The organism is Rikenella microfusus DSM 15922 (assembly GCF_000427365.1).
GTDB lineage: Bacteria > Bacteroidota > Bacteroidia > Bacteroidales > Rikenellaceae > Rikenella > Rikenella microfusus.
The window spans coordinates 447,288-463,254 of record NZ_KE386488.1; the positions used below are offsets into that span (position 1 = coordinate 447,288).

The 15,967-nt window shown below is 60.4% G+C and carries 12 protein-coding genes; 7 read left to right on the forward strand and 5 right to left on the reverse strand.

What is annotated here, in order from left to right; translation table 11 throughout:
- Together mutL and RIKMI_RS14215 are read left to right on the forward strand one after the other, a co-directional pair.
- Positions 1-2,016, forward strand: a complete 2,016-nt coding sequence (gene mutL / locus RIKMI_RS0102820) for a DNA mismatch repair endonuclease MutL (RefSeq protein WP_027290340.1) — start codon at positions 1-3, stop codon at positions 2,014-2,016.
- Between the two features lie 220 nt (positions 2,017-2,236).
- Entirely contained in the window at positions 2,237-2,551 is a 315-nt protein-coding gene (locus tag RIKMI_RS14215; RefSeq protein WP_051214280.1) for a hypothetical protein, read from the forward strand.
- Between the two features lie 592 nt (positions 2,552-3,143).
- Here RIKMI_RS14215 and RIKMI_RS0102835 read toward each other — a convergent pair.
- Positions 3,144-3,644, reverse strand: a complete 501-nt coding sequence (locus RIKMI_RS0102835; protein ID WP_027290341.1) for a GNAT family N-acetyltransferase — start codon at positions 3,642-3,644, stop codon at positions 3,144-3,146.
- A gap of 403 nt (positions 3,645-4,047) precedes the next feature.
- On the opposite strand from RIKMI_RS0102835, the gene RIKMI_RS0102840 reads away from it, so the two are divergent.
- Positions 4,048-4,494 (forward strand): LexA family protein, encoded by a 447-nt coding sequence (locus RIKMI_RS0102840; RefSeq protein WP_027290342.1) that lies wholly within the window; start codon positions 4,048-4,050, stop codon positions 4,492-4,494.
- Positions 4,495-4,815: 321 nt separating this feature from the next.
- Here RIKMI_RS0102840 and RIKMI_RS12830 read toward each other — a convergent pair whose 3' ends face one another.
- The 4 genes from RIKMI_RS12830 to RIKMI_RS0102870 all read right to left on the reverse strand — a co-directional run bounded on the left by RIKMI_RS12830 (position 4,816) and on the right by RIKMI_RS0102870 (position 9,178).
- Complete coding sequence (locus tag RIKMI_RS12830) at positions 4,816-5,010, reverse strand: hypothetical protein (RefSeq protein WP_051214281.1); 195 nt, start codon at positions 5,008-5,010, stop codon at positions 4,816-4,818.
- A gap of 214 nt (positions 5,011-5,224) precedes the next feature.
- Positions 5,225-5,419, reverse strand: a complete 195-nt coding sequence (locus tag RIKMI_RS0102850) for a hypothetical protein (RefSeq protein ID WP_027290343.1) — start codon at positions 5,417-5,419, stop codon at positions 5,225-5,227.
- An 868-nt stretch (positions 5,420-6,287) separates the two neighbouring features.
- The gene (locus tag RIKMI_RS0102855; protein WP_027290344.1) at positions 6,288-6,851 is read right to left on the reverse strand and encodes an efflux RND transporter periplasmic adaptor subunit; all 564 of its coding nucleotides are present in this window, start codon (positions 6,849-6,851) and stop codon (positions 6,288-6,290) included.
- A 1,298-nt stretch (positions 6,852-8,149) separates the two neighbouring features.
- Positions 8,150-9,178: a homoserine O-acetyltransferase family protein gene (locus tag RIKMI_RS0102870; protein WP_051214550.1), complete on the reverse strand. Its 1,029-nt coding sequence runs from the start codon at positions 9,176-9,178 to the stop codon at positions 8,150-8,152.
- Positions 9,179-9,548: 370 nt separating this feature from the next.
- Here RIKMI_RS0102870 and RIKMI_RS0102875 point away from each other — a divergent pair, with 370 nt between their 5' ends.
- The 4 genes from RIKMI_RS0102875 (at position 9,549) to RIKMI_RS0102890 (ending at position 15,631) form a co-directional block, all read left to right on the forward strand.
- A complete protein-coding gene (locus RIKMI_RS0102875) occupies positions 9,549-11,123 on the forward strand; it encodes a S41 family peptidase (RefSeq protein ID WP_027290346.1) in 1,575 nt (524 codons plus the stop codon).
- 151 nt (positions 11,124-11,274) lie between these two features.
- Positions 11,275-12,810 (forward strand): bifunctional phosphoribosylaminoimidazolecarboxamide formyltransferase/IMP cyclohydrolase, encoded by a 1,536-nt coding sequence (gene purH / locus RIKMI_RS0102880; protein WP_027290347.1) that lies wholly within the window; start codon positions 11,275-11,277, stop codon positions 12,808-12,810.
- An 8-nt stretch (positions 12,811-12,818) separates the two neighbouring features.
- The gene (locus tag RIKMI_RS0102885) at positions 12,819-13,841 is read left to right on the forward strand and encodes a rod shape-determining protein (RefSeq protein WP_027290348.1); all 1,023 of its coding nucleotides are present in this window, start codon (positions 12,819-12,821) and stop codon (positions 13,839-13,841) included.
- 701 nt (positions 13,842-14,542) lie between these two features.
- Entirely contained in the window at positions 14,543-15,631 is a 1,089-nt protein-coding gene (locus RIKMI_RS0102890) for an AI-2E family transporter (RefSeq protein ID WP_037291399.1), read from the forward strand.
- Positions 15,632-15,967: the final 336 nt, after the last annotated feature.

The following is a 15,967-nucleotide window of genomic DNA, read 5'->3' on the forward strand; positions in this document are numbered from 1 at the left end:
GTGTCCGGTAACCTGATCCAAATACTGCCCGATAACGTCGCCAACCAGATCGCCGCCGGCGAAGTGGTACAGCGTCCCGCCTCCATGGTCAAGGAACTGATGGAAAACGCCGTGGACGCCGGAGCGCGGGCCGTGAGCGTGGTGGTGCGCGGCGGCGGGAAGACCCTCGTGCAGGTGATCGACGACGGATGCGGTATGGCCGCGGCGGATGCCGTCGTCTGTTTCGCCCGCCACGCCACCTCCAAGATCCGGCGCTCCGGCGACCTGTTCGCTTTGCAGACCTTCGGGTTCCGGGGCGAAGCCCTCGCTTCCATCGCCTCCGTGGCCGAAGTGGAGCTGCGCACGCGCCGCGCTGAAGACGAAGTGGGCACCCTCGTGGCCATCGCCGGAGGCACCGACGCCGACGCCCGCACCGAAAGCGTCAGCTGTCCGCAGGGGACGCAGATCACCGTGCGGAACCTCTTTTTCAACACCCCCGCGCGGCGGAAATTCCTCAAGGCCGACACCACCGAAACCAAACAGGTCATCGCCGAATTCCAACGCGTCGCGCTGTGCCACCCCGACCTGGCGTTCACCCTGGTGGCCGACGACAAGACCCTGTTCAACCTCGCCCCCGGGGGCCTCAGGCAGCGCATCGCCGCCGTCATGGGACGCAAGACAGGCGACAAACTCCTGGATATCGAAGTCGATACCCCCATCGTAAAGATCGGCGGCTATATCGGTCTGCCCGCCACCGCCCGTAAAAGCGGTTCCGAACAATTCTTCTTCGTGAACGGGCGTTATTTCCGCAGCGCGTACCTGCAAAAAGCCGTGGTCGGCGGTTACAACAAACTGCTGCCTTTCGGTTACACCCCCTCCTACTTCATCTACATCGACGTCGATCCCGCGCGGATAGACGTGAACATACACCCCCAGAAGACCGAAATCAAGTTCGAAGACGAACAGGCCCTGTGGCAGATGCTCTCGTCGGCCGTGGCCCGCAGTCTGGGCAAGCACAACGTGGTGCCTATGCTCGATTTCGAGAATCCTGTTCCGGGGCTGGAAATCCCCGTTTACGGCGGCGCCGGCTCCCCGGCTCGGGCCAAAGAGATGCCCGCGCCTCCGCCCGTCTCGGTACGCGACGACTACAACCCCTTCCGCAGCTACGACCGGCAGGAATGGGATTCGCCCGCGCCGTCGGTCGCCGCCGGATTCGGCGGACGGGCCAAAGCGTTCGACGATCCCGAACAGGCCCCTTTCACCGAAATGATCCCGCCGTCGCTCACGATTCCGGATTTCGCGAACCCGGCGCCTTCCGGCCCGGTTTCGCTGCTGCCCGGCGAAGAGACGTACAGCGATTACGAATCCGCCGCCGATTCCGGTTCCGTGCCGGAACCGGCGCAGACAGCACTGCCTTTCGCCGGCCCGGGAACGGCGGGCGTGCCGGCCGGCACGCCGCGCAGCCTCGCTTTCGGCGGCGGAAAGTACATCGTGACGACGACGGCGGACGGCGCGGTCATCATCGACCGGGCGCGCGCCGCGTACCGCGTGGCTTACGAGGAGTTTCTCCGGCGTCTGGAGAACGATCTCCCGGCGGCCGGACAGCGCGAGCTGTTCCCGCAGACGGTCGAGCTGTCGCCGGCGGACCATTTCCTGTTGATGGAGCACGCCCCGGAACTGGCCGCCATGGGATTCGACCTGCGGGACATGGGCGGATCGACGGTGGTGGTATATGCCCTGCCGGTCGAGATGGGCGAACGGACGACTCCGGCACAGGCGGTGGAGGAGCTGCTGGCGCAGATCAGGGAGGAGGGCGCTTCGCTGCGGGACAACCACCGCGAGCGGCTGGCCGCGGCCCTGGCCCGGAGTTGCAGCGCCGCGCTGTCCGCGGGCGGTGCGGCGGCGATAACGCCCGTCGAGGCGGATGCGCTGGTGCGGCGGCTGTTCGCGTGCGACGAACCGGACTATACGCCGGACGGCCGGCCGGTGATGACGGTGGTGTCGGCTGTCGAAGCCGAAAAGAGGCTGAAGAAATAGAGCGGACCGCCGGGCGGAGAGGGGCGGTAAAGCGGGCGGAGAGGGAGACGTTTTATCACAGCATTAAAAAAAGCGCGAATCCTTCGCGCTTTTTTTGTCCGGGGCCGTATTTACTGCCATTTTTGCAATCCGGAGACGGACTCCGGACAGCTCCGTCCCGCGCCGGCACGCCCTGTCCTGCTTCGCCGTTCCTCTCCCGCCTTCCGAAATTCCCGAAATCATGGATACCTGGATCACTTACGTCATCGCCCCCATCGCCGTCGCGCTGGTCAGCTGGATTCTGGGCAAGAACAGCCGCCGGATCGACGAAACCTCGAAAATCGTCACATTGTTGCAGGACGAGATCGGCCGTCTGACGGTCAAGGTCGAAAAACTCGAAACGAAACTCGAAACGAAAGACGAAGCGCTGGAACGCAAAAGCGTGATTATTCAGGAGGCTTTCCGGTGCCGGACGCCGTCGGCAAAGTGCCCTGTGCTGATCCGGCAGGCGGAGATGAACCACTATGCAGTCGTCCCGGAACCTCCGTCCGCGTAAGATGTCCCAACGGTCTGAAAACGGACGGCCACGGAGCCGCCCGGATGTTCGTCCGGAACCGGAGCCTTGCGGGGCGGCCGCACAGCGTATGACAAGAGGGGGTGCCGTTTTTCCTGTCGGAAAAACGGCACCCCCCCCTCGGCCTTATCCGGATAAGTATTCGGGCGATTCCATACGAATGTCCCGACTGTACCTGTAGCTCGGCTCCCCGTTTGTTTTTCCTTCGGCAGATACATACGGTTTCGGCCGAAATCGGGTCGCGATCTCCCCGCCTCGCCCTGCGGTGCCGGATGATTCGAGTACGGCGAACCCGGACAAGAGCCCCAGGGACCATTCGAACCGGGATTTTGCAAAGTCCGGACAGGGGCGTGCCGAAATATACCGAAAATCAGGCGGACATATCGAACAGGGCAAAGCCGTATCTCCCGGCCGGCGCCCGGACGCGGGCGCCGGCATCGCTTCGGAACCCGGACACAGGCCGGAAACAGCGGAGAACCCATCCTGTCGATGGAATGCTATGACTCGGATAAATCCTGGCCGACGGATAAGCGCCGCAGGCCGCGGCGGAACTTTCGGACAACCTGCCGGGGCCTTACAGCTCCATCCCCATGATATAATCGTTCATATAATACCCCTCGCCGATCGGGAAATCCCCTTCTCGCACCACCCGCATCCCCATCTTCTCATAAAATCCCCGCGCCCGGTTCGAGCGATTGACATTCAGTTCCAGTGTACAAGGCCCCGGATGCGACTCTTTGACCGCGCGTAACGCTTCCCCGAACAACATCCGGCCGATCTGCCTGCCCTGCCGGTCGGGAAGCACATAGATTTTTTGCAGGTGGAACCGGTCTTCGCCCTCCCGCTGTACCGAAACATAACCGACCGGCGTGCCGTCCTCTTCCCGCGCGACATAATAGACATGCCCTTCGTCTGTCATCTGCCGGAGCAGCGATGCCGTCGAATACATCCACTCCATCATGTAATCCGTCTGGGCCGGGGAGATGATTCCGGCATAGGTGGCCGGAAACGCGACCTGTGCCACGGACTGTATGGCCGGTATGTCCCCGGCCGACGCTTTTCGTATTTCGATCATATCCTGTGCGGCCGACAGGGGCCGGCCGCCGTAAAGATACGTATTTTGCCCGGTACCGCGTGGCGCATGCGCCGGAGCGGTTGTTCGCCGGACATATCCGTACCCGGCGATATACCTGGGCATATCGAAAGTGCGAAGGCGCAAAACACAGCATCTCGATGCGCGTCCGGACAACGCCCCTTTGGGGGCCGGCGGCGCCGGGTAAACAGGAGGGAAATGGTCGCCGACTCTGTCCGCTATATCGAAATACGTAATCGGGATTGGGTATATCGGTATATAGAACCGGAATCGAACTATATATAATCGGGATCGAAGGATATAATCGCCTGTCCGGATTATACCGTTCGGGGACAGCGGGCGCATATCCGGCAGTCTCCGGCCGTTATCTTTGCGGAGGAAATCTATGGAACACAGGCGCAAATCGTGGGAAATCATCGTGCCCGACCTGACCGGCGGCCCGCTGGAGCTGCCGGTGGCAGGTTGTGCCGTTCCGGCAGGGTTTCCCTCGCCGGCCGAGGATTTCGCGGAGATGTCGCTGGACCTGAACCGCGAACTGGTACGCAATCCGGCTTCGACCTTTTTCGCCCGGGTGCGGGGAGTCAGCATGACGGGCGAAGGGATCGGCGACGGAGATCTGCTAGTGGTCGATCGGGCGGCGGAGGTACGGGACGGAGCCTTGGCGGTCTGCTGTATCGACGGGGAATTCACGCTCAAACGGATCAAAACGGACAAAGCGGCGGGATGTCTCTGGCTGATGCCGGCCCATCCGGATTACGAACCGCTGCGGGTTACCGAAGAGGACGATTTCCGTGTCTGGGGAGTAGTCCGTTACGTGATCAAAAAATTTTGACCGCCCCCCCACGGTGAGGCGGGGAGAGGGCTGTCGTTCGGCCGGATTGCCCTGTCGTTCCGGAAGGTATCCGACAGGGAATGCCGATCATCGGGATCGGGTTACGGTCTGCGAAGTTCGGGATGATTCCGTTCCGATCCGCGTATCGGACGGCTTGCCGCGACCGGTTTAAACAGAAACACTCCGCATCCCCGAATGGGGATGCGGAGTGTCGTCTTCAGGCGCTTGTGTCCGGCCGGTCGTCCGCAGGTACCCGCGAAAGGAGGGGCAGCCGGAAGACGGGACCGCACGGAGGTGCCTTTGCCGGTCCGGCCGGGGAGGTTAAAGGGCCTCGCCGGGGACGGCCGTGTGCAGGTAACGCAGATAACTGTGATAGCAGATACCGAACTGCGGGTAGACGTACTTCCGCCATACCCATTTGTAGCATCGGTCGTGACGCTCGGGTTCGTAATATCGGGCGGTCAGCTCCTGCAAAGCTTTGGCCCGTTTGTAGTATCCTTTTTTGTTATAAGCCATGACGATAGTTTTTTGAATAGTCGCTATATGAGATTTCGCCCGAAGTCGTATGGGGCGGGTTTCAGCTTCTTTCGGCCGCCTCGTTCCCTCGTTCGGGGACGGGATGTTTTTTGCCGGGACGGTTGCGGTCTCCGATCCGGTGCGGGCGGGCGCCCGGGCAGAGGGAGCGGAGGCGGGTGTCCCGGGCAGAGGGAGCGGAGGCGGGGGAAAGGGATTATGCATCTGTACCGGTCCCGTCCCGTTCGATGCCGACGAACACATAGCCTTCGGGAACGGCGTCTTTAGCGTAACTGGCGATCAGCTCGTCGCTCAGGCCGGCAGGAAGGAGACCGGTGATCTGTTTATAGTCTCCGGGACGGACGTTGAACGGATTGGCGTCGAATTTCATGTAAATGGCGGTTGCTTTCATGGTTGTCGTTATTCGGTTCGTATTTGCTCATTCATTGCCTGGCGTTGCCGACAGGTTGTCGGGGCGGACTGGCAAAAAGAAAATGTACTGATAAACAGTACGGTTCGATATCAGTTTCCGCGTCAGCGGGCGGCCGCAGCCTCCCGCAGCGGAGGCCCGGTGCCGCCGGGCACTCCGGCCGGGCTGTAAGTACCCCATTCCCCGCAGGCTGCAGCCCTTACAAACATAAAATCTAACCGTACGGTTAATTGCAATGTTTCCCTTTAGCCAGGCCGGAGCCACCCCGGGCGAACCGACGCAGTAGCCGAGAGCCATCGGGCTCGCACGAATGGCCGAGGCACAAGGAGGAACCGAGCGGCGTACCGAGACCTAAAGGCCGCTTGCGGACTTTGGCGAGGCAGCGCGAGGAAGCCGCCAGGCAAAACGAGCGAAGCGAAGTTAACGGCTGCAACTCACGATGCTCGTTTGGGCCTCGCTGGCTCCGGCCATAATATTTAACCGTACGGTTAATTTTTCATTCGGGTCGGACGCCCGGGAGCGGTCGCAACTTTCGGCGCGTAAAGCGGCGAATTGCGGGCCTCCCGAAGGGGAGGCGTCCGGCCCGCCCGCTGGCGCGGAACCTTGTTTTTAACCATACGGTTTTAACATTGCGATTCTTTCGAATCGCAAAAAACTAAAAAACGTACGGTTTATTTCGATGTTCTCCCTTTGTCAGGCCGGAGCCCCCCCGGGCGGCGGCCTGCAACTGCCTGCGCTTGTTTCGGCTCCGCTGGCTCCGGCCATAATATGAACTGTAGGGGTATTTTTCATTCCAGTCGAACGCGCGGGAAAGGCGGAATCCCCGAACAGGAAAAACAGTGCATACCCGTTACAAAACCACGAACTTGTCCTCGCGGACGATTTCGATACCCCGCGACGCAAGCAGTTGCCGGACCAGTTTATCCCGGCAGCCGTACAGTCCGGCGAAATCGCACGAAAGGCGTACATAAGCCGACGGCAGCCGCGCTGCCAGTTCGCTGCGGGCCGCGGCTCCCAGCGACCGGCCGTCCTTTACCGGTTTGGCCGTTCCGGCTCTGACAGCCAGCGTGCCGCTGTCCAGCACGAGGCGCCCGTCTGCGAATTCATCGATATGCATCCGTCCGAACCGCTCGATGATGCGTTCGGCAGCGGCCATCTGGGCTTCCGATTCCTGTTTGGCCGTTTTGGCCGTGCGGTAAATGGCGATGGCCTGTTCGGCCTCCTGGCGGGTTACGGTGTTTTCAGTCATCATTGTCGTGTTAGAAGTTTCGGATTTCCGGCCTCGCTCGACCCAGGTGAATTCGTCGATGCGTTCATACCGGATTTTCAACTCGCTGCGGGCCTTCCTGACCCGGTCGAGCACCGCTTGCGCTTCGTCGCGATGCTCGAAGACGTCGTCGAACAGCCAGCTCATGATTCGAACGCAGAGAAGCGGGAAGTGAACCGCCGGGTCGGCACGCGTTTCCGGCTTTCCTGTTCGGCACGTGGCAGGGCATACCTGCGGCTAAAACTGCCGGCGATCAAATTCCATAGTTTTTTCATCATTTTACGGATTATAGGTTTCGTTATGTTTTACAGCGCAAATATAATACATTTTGTATTCTAAAAAATACATTCGAAAAATAAAAAGACTAATAGTATTACACGATTTGTGTAAATTGCTCATACATAGTATATTTAATGGAAGTAAAACCGGATGTCGCCGTAAAAGGGGAACGATCGCCCTATTCCGGCCGTTACGCGCGGAGATAGCATTCATACCCTGATGTAGAAACAGAGGCGGGCGTATTGGCTTCGGATTGCACTAAAATATATGGTGACTAATACGACCTTACCCAAAATCAGGCCATAGTCTCTCCAAACGGCTCGGCTTCCAAACGGGCGGTGCCGTTTCGGGGAGAATGGGGTAAAAACGACTGAAAATCAAGCCTGTGTATAAAATAAGATAAAGTCGTATATAGTTACCTTAAAAATCACCGTACGGTTAAATCAGGTTTCCGCGTCAGCGGGCGGGCCGGAGCCACCCCGGGCGGCGGCCTGCAACTACGCTACGCTTGTTTCGGCTCCGCTGGCTCCGGCCATAAAATTAACCGTACAGTTTTGCATAAGGCCGCAGACTGCGGAGGAACGACGAGCGAATGCGAGTTACGGGCCTCCGCTGCCCGGAGGCTACGGCCCGTCCGCTGGCGCGGAAACTTGTTTTTAATTGTACGGTTAAATTATCTCATATCGGCTTTGCGCCCACCCCCCGAAGCGGCGTAGCCGCTTGGGCGCGAAAGCCGGCGATTCTGAAGAATCGCATCAATAAAAATCGTACTTATTTAAACCGTGCGATTATTTTTCATTCGGGTCGGGCCCCAAAAGACCACGGGTAGTTGCAGCCCGGCCCTCTGTGCCGAGCGGCACCGGAAGACCGTTTAGGGAACCATTACCCGTTTCGGGTGGAATCGTATAAGTCCGTTTAAAAATAATACAATATGTAATATGTCTGAAGTTGATATGGCGCAGCCGGGCATGTAAAAACCGAAGTTCTGCAGGAAAGGGCCTCCGTACCCGTTATTCAGATATTTTCGGCGCATGCCGCCGCTTCGCTGTCCCCGCCCGGATCGGCGCGAAATCCGCCTCCCCGGGGAAACAGGCCGGTCGGGATCATGCCCGACGCTTTCGGGAAACCGGCGGCCGCCATCGCGCCTCTTCCGTCATTCCGCCGGGCTACAGGTATTTTTTGAGTATTCGGGTGATCTCCGGCGTTTCGATCAGAAAACCGTCGTGTCCGTAGCCGGAGTGGATCGTATGATAATCGGCGCCGAGCAGGACGGCCATTTCGCGCACCTCCGGCTCCGTAAACATGATATCGGTATCGACCGCCATCACGATGCTCCGGGCCGTGATCCGTTTCAGGGCGGCGGCGACTCCTCCCCGTCCCCGGCCCACGTCGTGCGAATCGAGCGCCTGCAATAACCGGTAATAACAGTGAGCGTTGAACCGTTTGCGCAGTTTTTCCCCCTGGTAACGCTGGTAGCTCGACGCCCGGAAACCCTCCAGCTTCTCCTCCGGATCGTGCTGCGTCCGGTTGAAAGCGACGGAATTCCGGTAGATCAGCATCGACATGGCACGCGCGGCGGCCAATCCCCGCCCCCCGCCGTCGATCCGCGGTTCGAAAAACGTGGGGTCGGCTTCGAGGGCCATGCGCTGGGCCTCGCTGTCGGCCACGATCCACGGAGTGGTTTTGGGCAGCGTGACGGTCAGCGCCACCGTGCCGAACAACTCCGGTTCAGCGATCGCCCACTCCATCGCCTGACATCCGCCGGTCGATCCGCCGATAATCATCCGGATACGGGCGATACCGAGGGCGGTGCGCAGTTCCCGGTAGGCCCTCACCATGTCGCGCACGGTGATTTGTGGGAAATCGAGGAACCAGGGACGGCCGGTGGCGGGATTCTCTGTAACGGGAGAGGTGGAGCCGTAAGGCGAGCCGAGCTTGTTGGCGCAGACGATGAAATATTTCGAGGGGTCGAGCAGCCCGCCTTCGACGACAGTGCCGGGCCACCAGTCGGCCACGTCGGAATTGGCGGTCAGGGCGTGGCAGACCCAAATCGCATTGTCTCCGGTTTCGTTCAGGGTGCCGTAAGTGTGGTATGCGAGCGTCACGGAGGGAAGTTCGCCGCCGCTTTCGAGCGGGAAAGGACGGTCGATCCGGAAAAACTGCGGCGCACGGCCGGCATATTCGGCGTAATACATGGGCTGTGATTCGTTACGGACCCCAAAGATACGGAAATTTCCGCAGGCGGGATGCCGCGGGAGAGGCGCCGGGCGGGAGCCGATCCGGACGAAAAGCCAGGAACCGGCCCGGGGGCACACGCGGGCGCGAACGAACCGGATGTCGTTTCCGACGATGCAGCGCCCCCCCGGCGAATCCCCGCAACCGGCAGCGCCGCCCTCCGAAAAAACGGCGGCGCACAATGCGGCGCTGCCGTTTGCCGTTCGTATGAAAGTCGTAACTTTGGTATTCATAAAACCGCACGAAAGCCGGGCGGAACGGCATCGGTCCCGCATGAAACGCGGCCCCCCGCGGACCGCCCCCCTTTCGGAACAAACACACGAAAAAAAGATGAAAAGAAAGATATTCGGCTCCGCCCTGGCCGCTGCGGCCCTCCTCCTGTCGGATCCTGCCGGCGCCCAGCGGATCGCTCCCGAACAGGCCGCCCAGTTCCGGAAAATCAACCAGGTCATGTACCTGATCGCCAACGGTTACGTCGATAGCGTCGATATGCCGCGGCTGGTCGAAGGCGCCATTACCGAAATGCTCGGCAGCCTCGATCCCCACTCCGTCTATATCGGCGCCGAAGAGCTGAAAGAGCAGGAACAGGACATCGAAGGCAACTTCGAAGGGATCGGCATCGAATTCAATGTCCTGCGCGACACCATCGTCGTGGTGAACACCGTGCCCGGCGGCCCGTCCGAACAGGTCGGGCTGATGTCCGGCGACCGTATCGTCTACGTGGACGGCCGGCTGAAAACGGGCGTGAAGCTCAACGACGTGCCCAAGTTCCTGCGCGGCCCGAAGGGGACGCGGGCCGACCTGCGCGTGGTGAGGCCCGGCGTCGCCGACACCCTCGAATTCAGCATCGTGCGCGACAAAATCCCCATGTACAGCCTCGATGCGGCCTACAAAGTGGATAAAAATATCGGGTATGTGAAACTCAACCGCTTTATGGCCACCACCGACGACGAACTGCGCCGGGCGCTGCAGGGGATGGAGGGTGTCTCTTCGCTCATCCTCGACCTGCGCGGCAACGGCGGCGGACTGCTCGACCAGTCCATCCGCGTGGCCGGCAATTTCCTGAGGCCCGGCAGCCTCGTCGTCTATACCGAGGGACTGAACATGCCCCGGCAGGAGGCCCACACCTCGCCTGCCGAACCGCTCTTCGGCGACGGAAAGCTCGTCGTGCTGGTGGACGAAAGCTCCGCCTCGGCCTCCGAAATCGTCGCCGGGGCCGTGCAGGACTGGGACCGGGGCGTCGTCGTAGGCCGCCGCACCTTCGGTAAGGGACTCGTGCAGCAACAGATTCCGCTGGGCGACGGTTCGGCCGTCCGGCTCACCGTGGCCCACTATTACACCCCCTCCGGACGCTCCATCCAGCGACCTTACAGGCAGGGCGACCTGAAAGGCTATTACAGCGACTGGGCGGCGCGTTACGATTCCGGCGAGCTGACCGGCGGCAAGATGCCTGCGGCGGACTCTTCGCACGTTTACAAAACGCTCGTCGAGGGGCGTGCCGTCTACGGCGGCGGGGGCATCACGCCCGACGTTTACGTGCCTATCGACACGACCGGTTATTCCGATTATTGGAGCCAGCTGGTGCGCAAGGGGGTGCTGCTCGAATTCGCCGTAACGGAGCTGGACGGCCGCCGCGCCGAATACAAAGCGAAATACAAGGATTTCGACGCCTTTGCCCGCGACTTCTCCCTGACTCCCGAAATGACCGAACGGCTCGCGGCCCTGGGGCGTTCGCGCGGCGTGGAGTATGACGGGAAAGGCATGGAGCGTTCCCGCAGGCAGATACAGGCGCAGGTCAAGGCCCTGATCGCCCAGCGGCTGTGGGATACCACGGCCTATTACCGCGTGATCAACGCCGAGAGCGACCCCGACTTCGCCGCGGCCGTGGCTCAGGCCCGCCGGTAGGAACGTGCCCGGAACCGGTTTCCTTTGTCGGCTCCGTTTCCTTCCATACGGACGGCACGTTCCGAAAAACCGCCCGACCCGTCGGAACAACCGAATAAAAATCGTATCTTTGTCCTTTAAAAACAAATGTAACCAACAACGACATACAGCAGTGGAAAAAATCAAAGGCGCCCTTATTTCCGTCTTTTATAAAGACGGCCTGGCAGAGATCGTTAAGGAACTGGACAAAAACGGAGTCGAAATATATTCCACCGGCGGCACGCAGACCTTCATCGAAGGCCTCGGCGTGAAAGCGCACGCCGTCGAAAACCTCACCGGCTACCCCTCCATCTTCGGCGGCCGCGTGAAGACCCTCCACCCCAAAGTGTTCGGCGGCATCCTCCACCGCCGCGACAACGAAGACGACCGCCGGCAGGCCGCCGAATACGAAATCCCGCAGATCGACCTGGTGATCGTCGATCTCTATCCGTTCGAACAGACCGTCGCCACGCCGGGGGCCACCGAACAGCAGATCATCGAAAAAATCGACATCGGCGGCATCTCGCTGATCCGCGCCGCCGCCAAAAACTACAAGGACGTGGCGATCGTACCCTCCGTGAACCAGTACGGCTACATCCTCGACCTGCTCCGGACGCAGAACGGCTGCACCACGCTCGAACAACGCCGCCGCCTGGCCGCCGAAGCGTTCAACGTCAGCTCGCACTACGACACCGCCATTTTCAACTACTTCAACCGCACGGAGGGCATCCCCGCCTTCAAGCAGAGCTTCACCGAAGCCAGCGCGACCCACCTGCGCTACGGCGAAAACCCGCACCAGGCGGCCGTCTTCTTCGGCGACCTCTCCGCCCAGTTCGAACAACTGCACGGCAAGGAGATCAGCTATAACAACATGCTCGACATGGACGCCGCCGTGAACCTGATCGCCGAATTCGGCGACAGCGAACCGGCTTTCGTCATCATGAAGCACAACAACGCCTGCGGCGTAGCCGTGCGGCCGACCCTCGTCGAAGCGTGGAAGGACGCGCTGGCCGGCGATCCCGTATCGGCTTTCGGCGGTGTGCTCATCACCAACCGCACGGTGGACAAGGCCACGGCCGAAAAAATCAACGAAATATTCTTCGAGGTCATCATGGCCCCCGGTTACGACGACGACGCGCTGGCCGTGCTCGAAACCAAGAAAAACCGCATCATCCTCAAAGCCAAGTCGGCGGCCCGCTGCGGCAAACAGTTCCGCTCGTTGCTGGGCGGGGTAGCCGTACAGGAGCGCGACGCCAAAGTCGGCGGCCGGGATTCCGAAGTCAAACAGGCCACCGACAAGGCCGTTACCGCGGATGAACTGAAAGACCTGATCTTCGCCAACAAGATCGTGAAACACTCCAAGTCGAACGCCATCGTGCTGGCCAAAAACGGCATGCTGCTGGCCAGCGGCATCGGCCAGACTTCGCGCGTGGACTCGCTGCGGCAGGCCATCGCGAAGGCCAAGTCGTTCGGTTTCGACCTGCGCGGCGCCGTGCTGGCCTCGGACGCTTTCTTCCCGTTCGCCGACTGCGCCGAAATCGCCCACAAGGAGGGTATCGACACCATCATCCAGCCCGGCGGATCGGTGCGCGACCAGGATACCATCGACTATTGCAACGCCAACGGCATGGCCATGGTCTTCACCGGCCTGCGCCACTTCAAACACTAAACGACGCCATGGGACTCTTTTCATTCCTCACGCAGGAGCTGGCCATGGACCTCGGCACGGCCAACACCATCATCATCTATAACGACAAGATCGTGGTGGACGAGCCCTCCATCGTGGCCGTGGATCAGCACGCCAACCGGCTGGTGGCCATCGGAAACCAGGCCCGCCAGATGCACGGCAAGACCCACCAGGACATCAAGACCATCCGTCCGCTGCGCGACGGGGTGATCGCCGACTTCACGGCGGCCGAACTGATGATCCGCGGCATGATCAAGATGATCAAGTCGCGGGGCAAGATGTTCTCGCCTTCGCTGCGGATGGTCATCTGCATTCCCAGCGGCTCCACGAATGTGGAGATCCGCGCCGTGCGCGACTCGGCCGAGCACGCCGGGGGGCGCGAGGTCTACATGATCTATGAACCGATGGCCGCCGCCCTCGGCATGGGCCTCGACGTCGAGGCGCCGGAGGGGCACATGGTGGTGGACATCGGCGGCGGGACGGCCGAAGTGGCCGTGATTTCGCTGGGCGGGATCGTCTGCAACGAGTCGATCAACGTGGCCGGCGACGTCTTTACCGAGGACATCCAGACCTACATGCGCCAGCAGCACAACATCAAGATCGGCGAACGTACCGCCGAGGAGATCAAGATCGCGGTCGGCGCAGCGATCGACAACCTCGACACGCCGCCGGACGACCATATCGTCCGCGGGCCGAACATCATCACTTCGCTGCCGCTGGAGATCCCGGTGTCGTACAAGGAGGTGGCCCACGCGCTGGACAAGTCGCTGATGAAGGTCGATGCGGCGATCATGAAGGTGCTGGAAAAGATTCCGCCGGAGCTTTACTCGGACATCGTCAAGAACGGCATCTACCTGGCGGGAGGCGGCGCCCTGCTGCGGGGATTGGACAAACGGCTGTTCCAAAAGACGCGCATCCCGTTCCACGTGTCGGAAGATCCGCTGCGGGCCGTGGCCCGCGGGACGGGCATCGCCCTGAAAAACATCGGGCGGTTCTCGTTCCTGATGCGGTAAACTGTACGATTTATAAGTCCGGAGTCCGGGAGGGGTTGGGGTAGTTACAGCCCGGCCGGAGTGCCCGGCGGCATCGGGCCTCCCGATGGGGATGCCCGCCCGCTGGCGCGGGGGGAACCTGATTTAATCGTACTGTTAAATGGCCGGGGCATGCTTTGCGACCTTCAGGTCGCGCGGGCCGCAGCCTCCCGCAGCGGAGGCCCGCTCACTCGCACAGCTCGTTCCCGTTCCCCGCAGGCTGCGACCTATTACAAAGAATCGTACAATTAAACTGTCACTCCTTCGGCTTTGCGCCCACCTTATCAGAGCAAACTCCCGGTCGGAGTGCCCGAAGGCACCGCGAAAGCCGGCGATTCTGAAGAATCGCAATGTTAAAAACGTACGGATAAAAACAAGTTTCCGCGTTAGCGGGCGGGCCGGAGCCGAAACAAGCGCAACGCAGTTGCAAGCCGCCGGGGTGGTTCCGGCGTGATAGGGAGGGAGCCTGCACAAAAGGTACAATGAAAAGTTTCCCTCGTTCAGCCCGATCCGGCGCAGTAGCCGTATTTTGTGGCCGAGGCGCCGGGAGAATTCGATCATGGCCTGAGAAGGCTTGTGGCAGGATGGCGGCGAGGAAACCGCCCGTAAAAAAGAGATAGCCCGCGGCGGCAGCGGGAAATGCAGAAAACGCCGACAACACACAACAACCCACCAGGGAAAAGATGAGTCCCATATACCGATGGATCGCAGCCGGTGCAGGCCTTTTGGTCGCCGGATACCTTGTCTGGTACTTCCAGGCCATCGTTTTTTATATCCTCATCGCCGCCGTGCTCTCCCTGATGGGCAAGCCCCTCGTGACTCTGTTGTGCCGCGTCCGGATCAAGGGGCGGAGCGTCCCCAAATGGCTGGCCGCCTTTGCGACGCTCGTCGTGATGCTCGTCGTCATTTACGCCCTGGCCGTTACTCTGCTGCCCGTGGTGATCGACAAGATCGATCAGCTCACCTCGTTCGATATCGACCAGCTCACTACCGCGCTGGCCGATCCTATCACCCGTATAGAACAGTATATCAACCGTTTCCTGCCCGACAACAACTTCTCGATCCGCGAGTATATCCACACCCAGGCAGGCCCCTTGTTCGCCTCTGCCAATATCGGCAGTTCGCTGGCCTCCGTGACCGGATGGATCGTCGATCTGGTGATCGCCGTCTTTTCCGTCAGCTTCATTACCTACTTTTTCCTCAAGGACGACCGTCTTTTTTTCGACGGCGTGGTGATTCTCTTTCCGGCCAAATACGAAGCCAATATCAAACGTGCGCTCGATTCGGCCACGACGCTGCTGATCCGGTACTTCATCGGCATCTGCATCGAGATGTTTATCAAACTCGTGTGCATAGCCCTTCCGCTCTATCTGATCGGGCTGGAGTTCAACACCGCTCTGGTGATCGGCGTCATTTCCGCCGTACTGAACGTAATTCCCTATATCGGCCCGTTGATCGGCGCCATTGCCGGGTGCGTGATAGCCATGCTCAGCCCTGTCCCCGGCGTCGCCGTGGAGAGCGTCCTGTTTCAGATGATCGTCGTATTCGTCATCTTCCAACTGATCGACAACGTCATTTTGCAACCCTATATATATTCCAGTTCGGTCAAAGCCCATCCGTTGGAGATTTTCATCGTGATCCTGATGGCCGGCTATATCGCCGGCGTATGGGGAATGTTGCTCGCTATCCCGGCCTACACGGTGATCCGTGTTTTCGCCAAGGAGTTTTTCAACAATTTCCGCGTGGTGCGAAAACTGACCGAAAATATATAGGGCCGTACAGGTAACGGTTGTTTAATTGTACGGTTAAACTGTTTCACTCCTTCGGCTTTGCGCCCACCCCCCGAAGCCGCAAAGCGGCTTGGGCGCATAAGCCGGCGATTCTTTCGAATCGCATGACTAAAAAACGGTACGATTATTTTTCATACGGGTCGGACGCCCGGGAGGCCGCCCCGAGTGTGCGAGGATTGCGGGCCTCCCGACGGGGAGGCGTCCGGCCCGCCCGCTAACGCGGAAACTTGTTTTTATCCGTACATTTAAAATTATAACGTTCATGTCATCCTGCGACCACAGGTCGCGCAGGACGACCGCCTCGAACCTTGCGAGAAA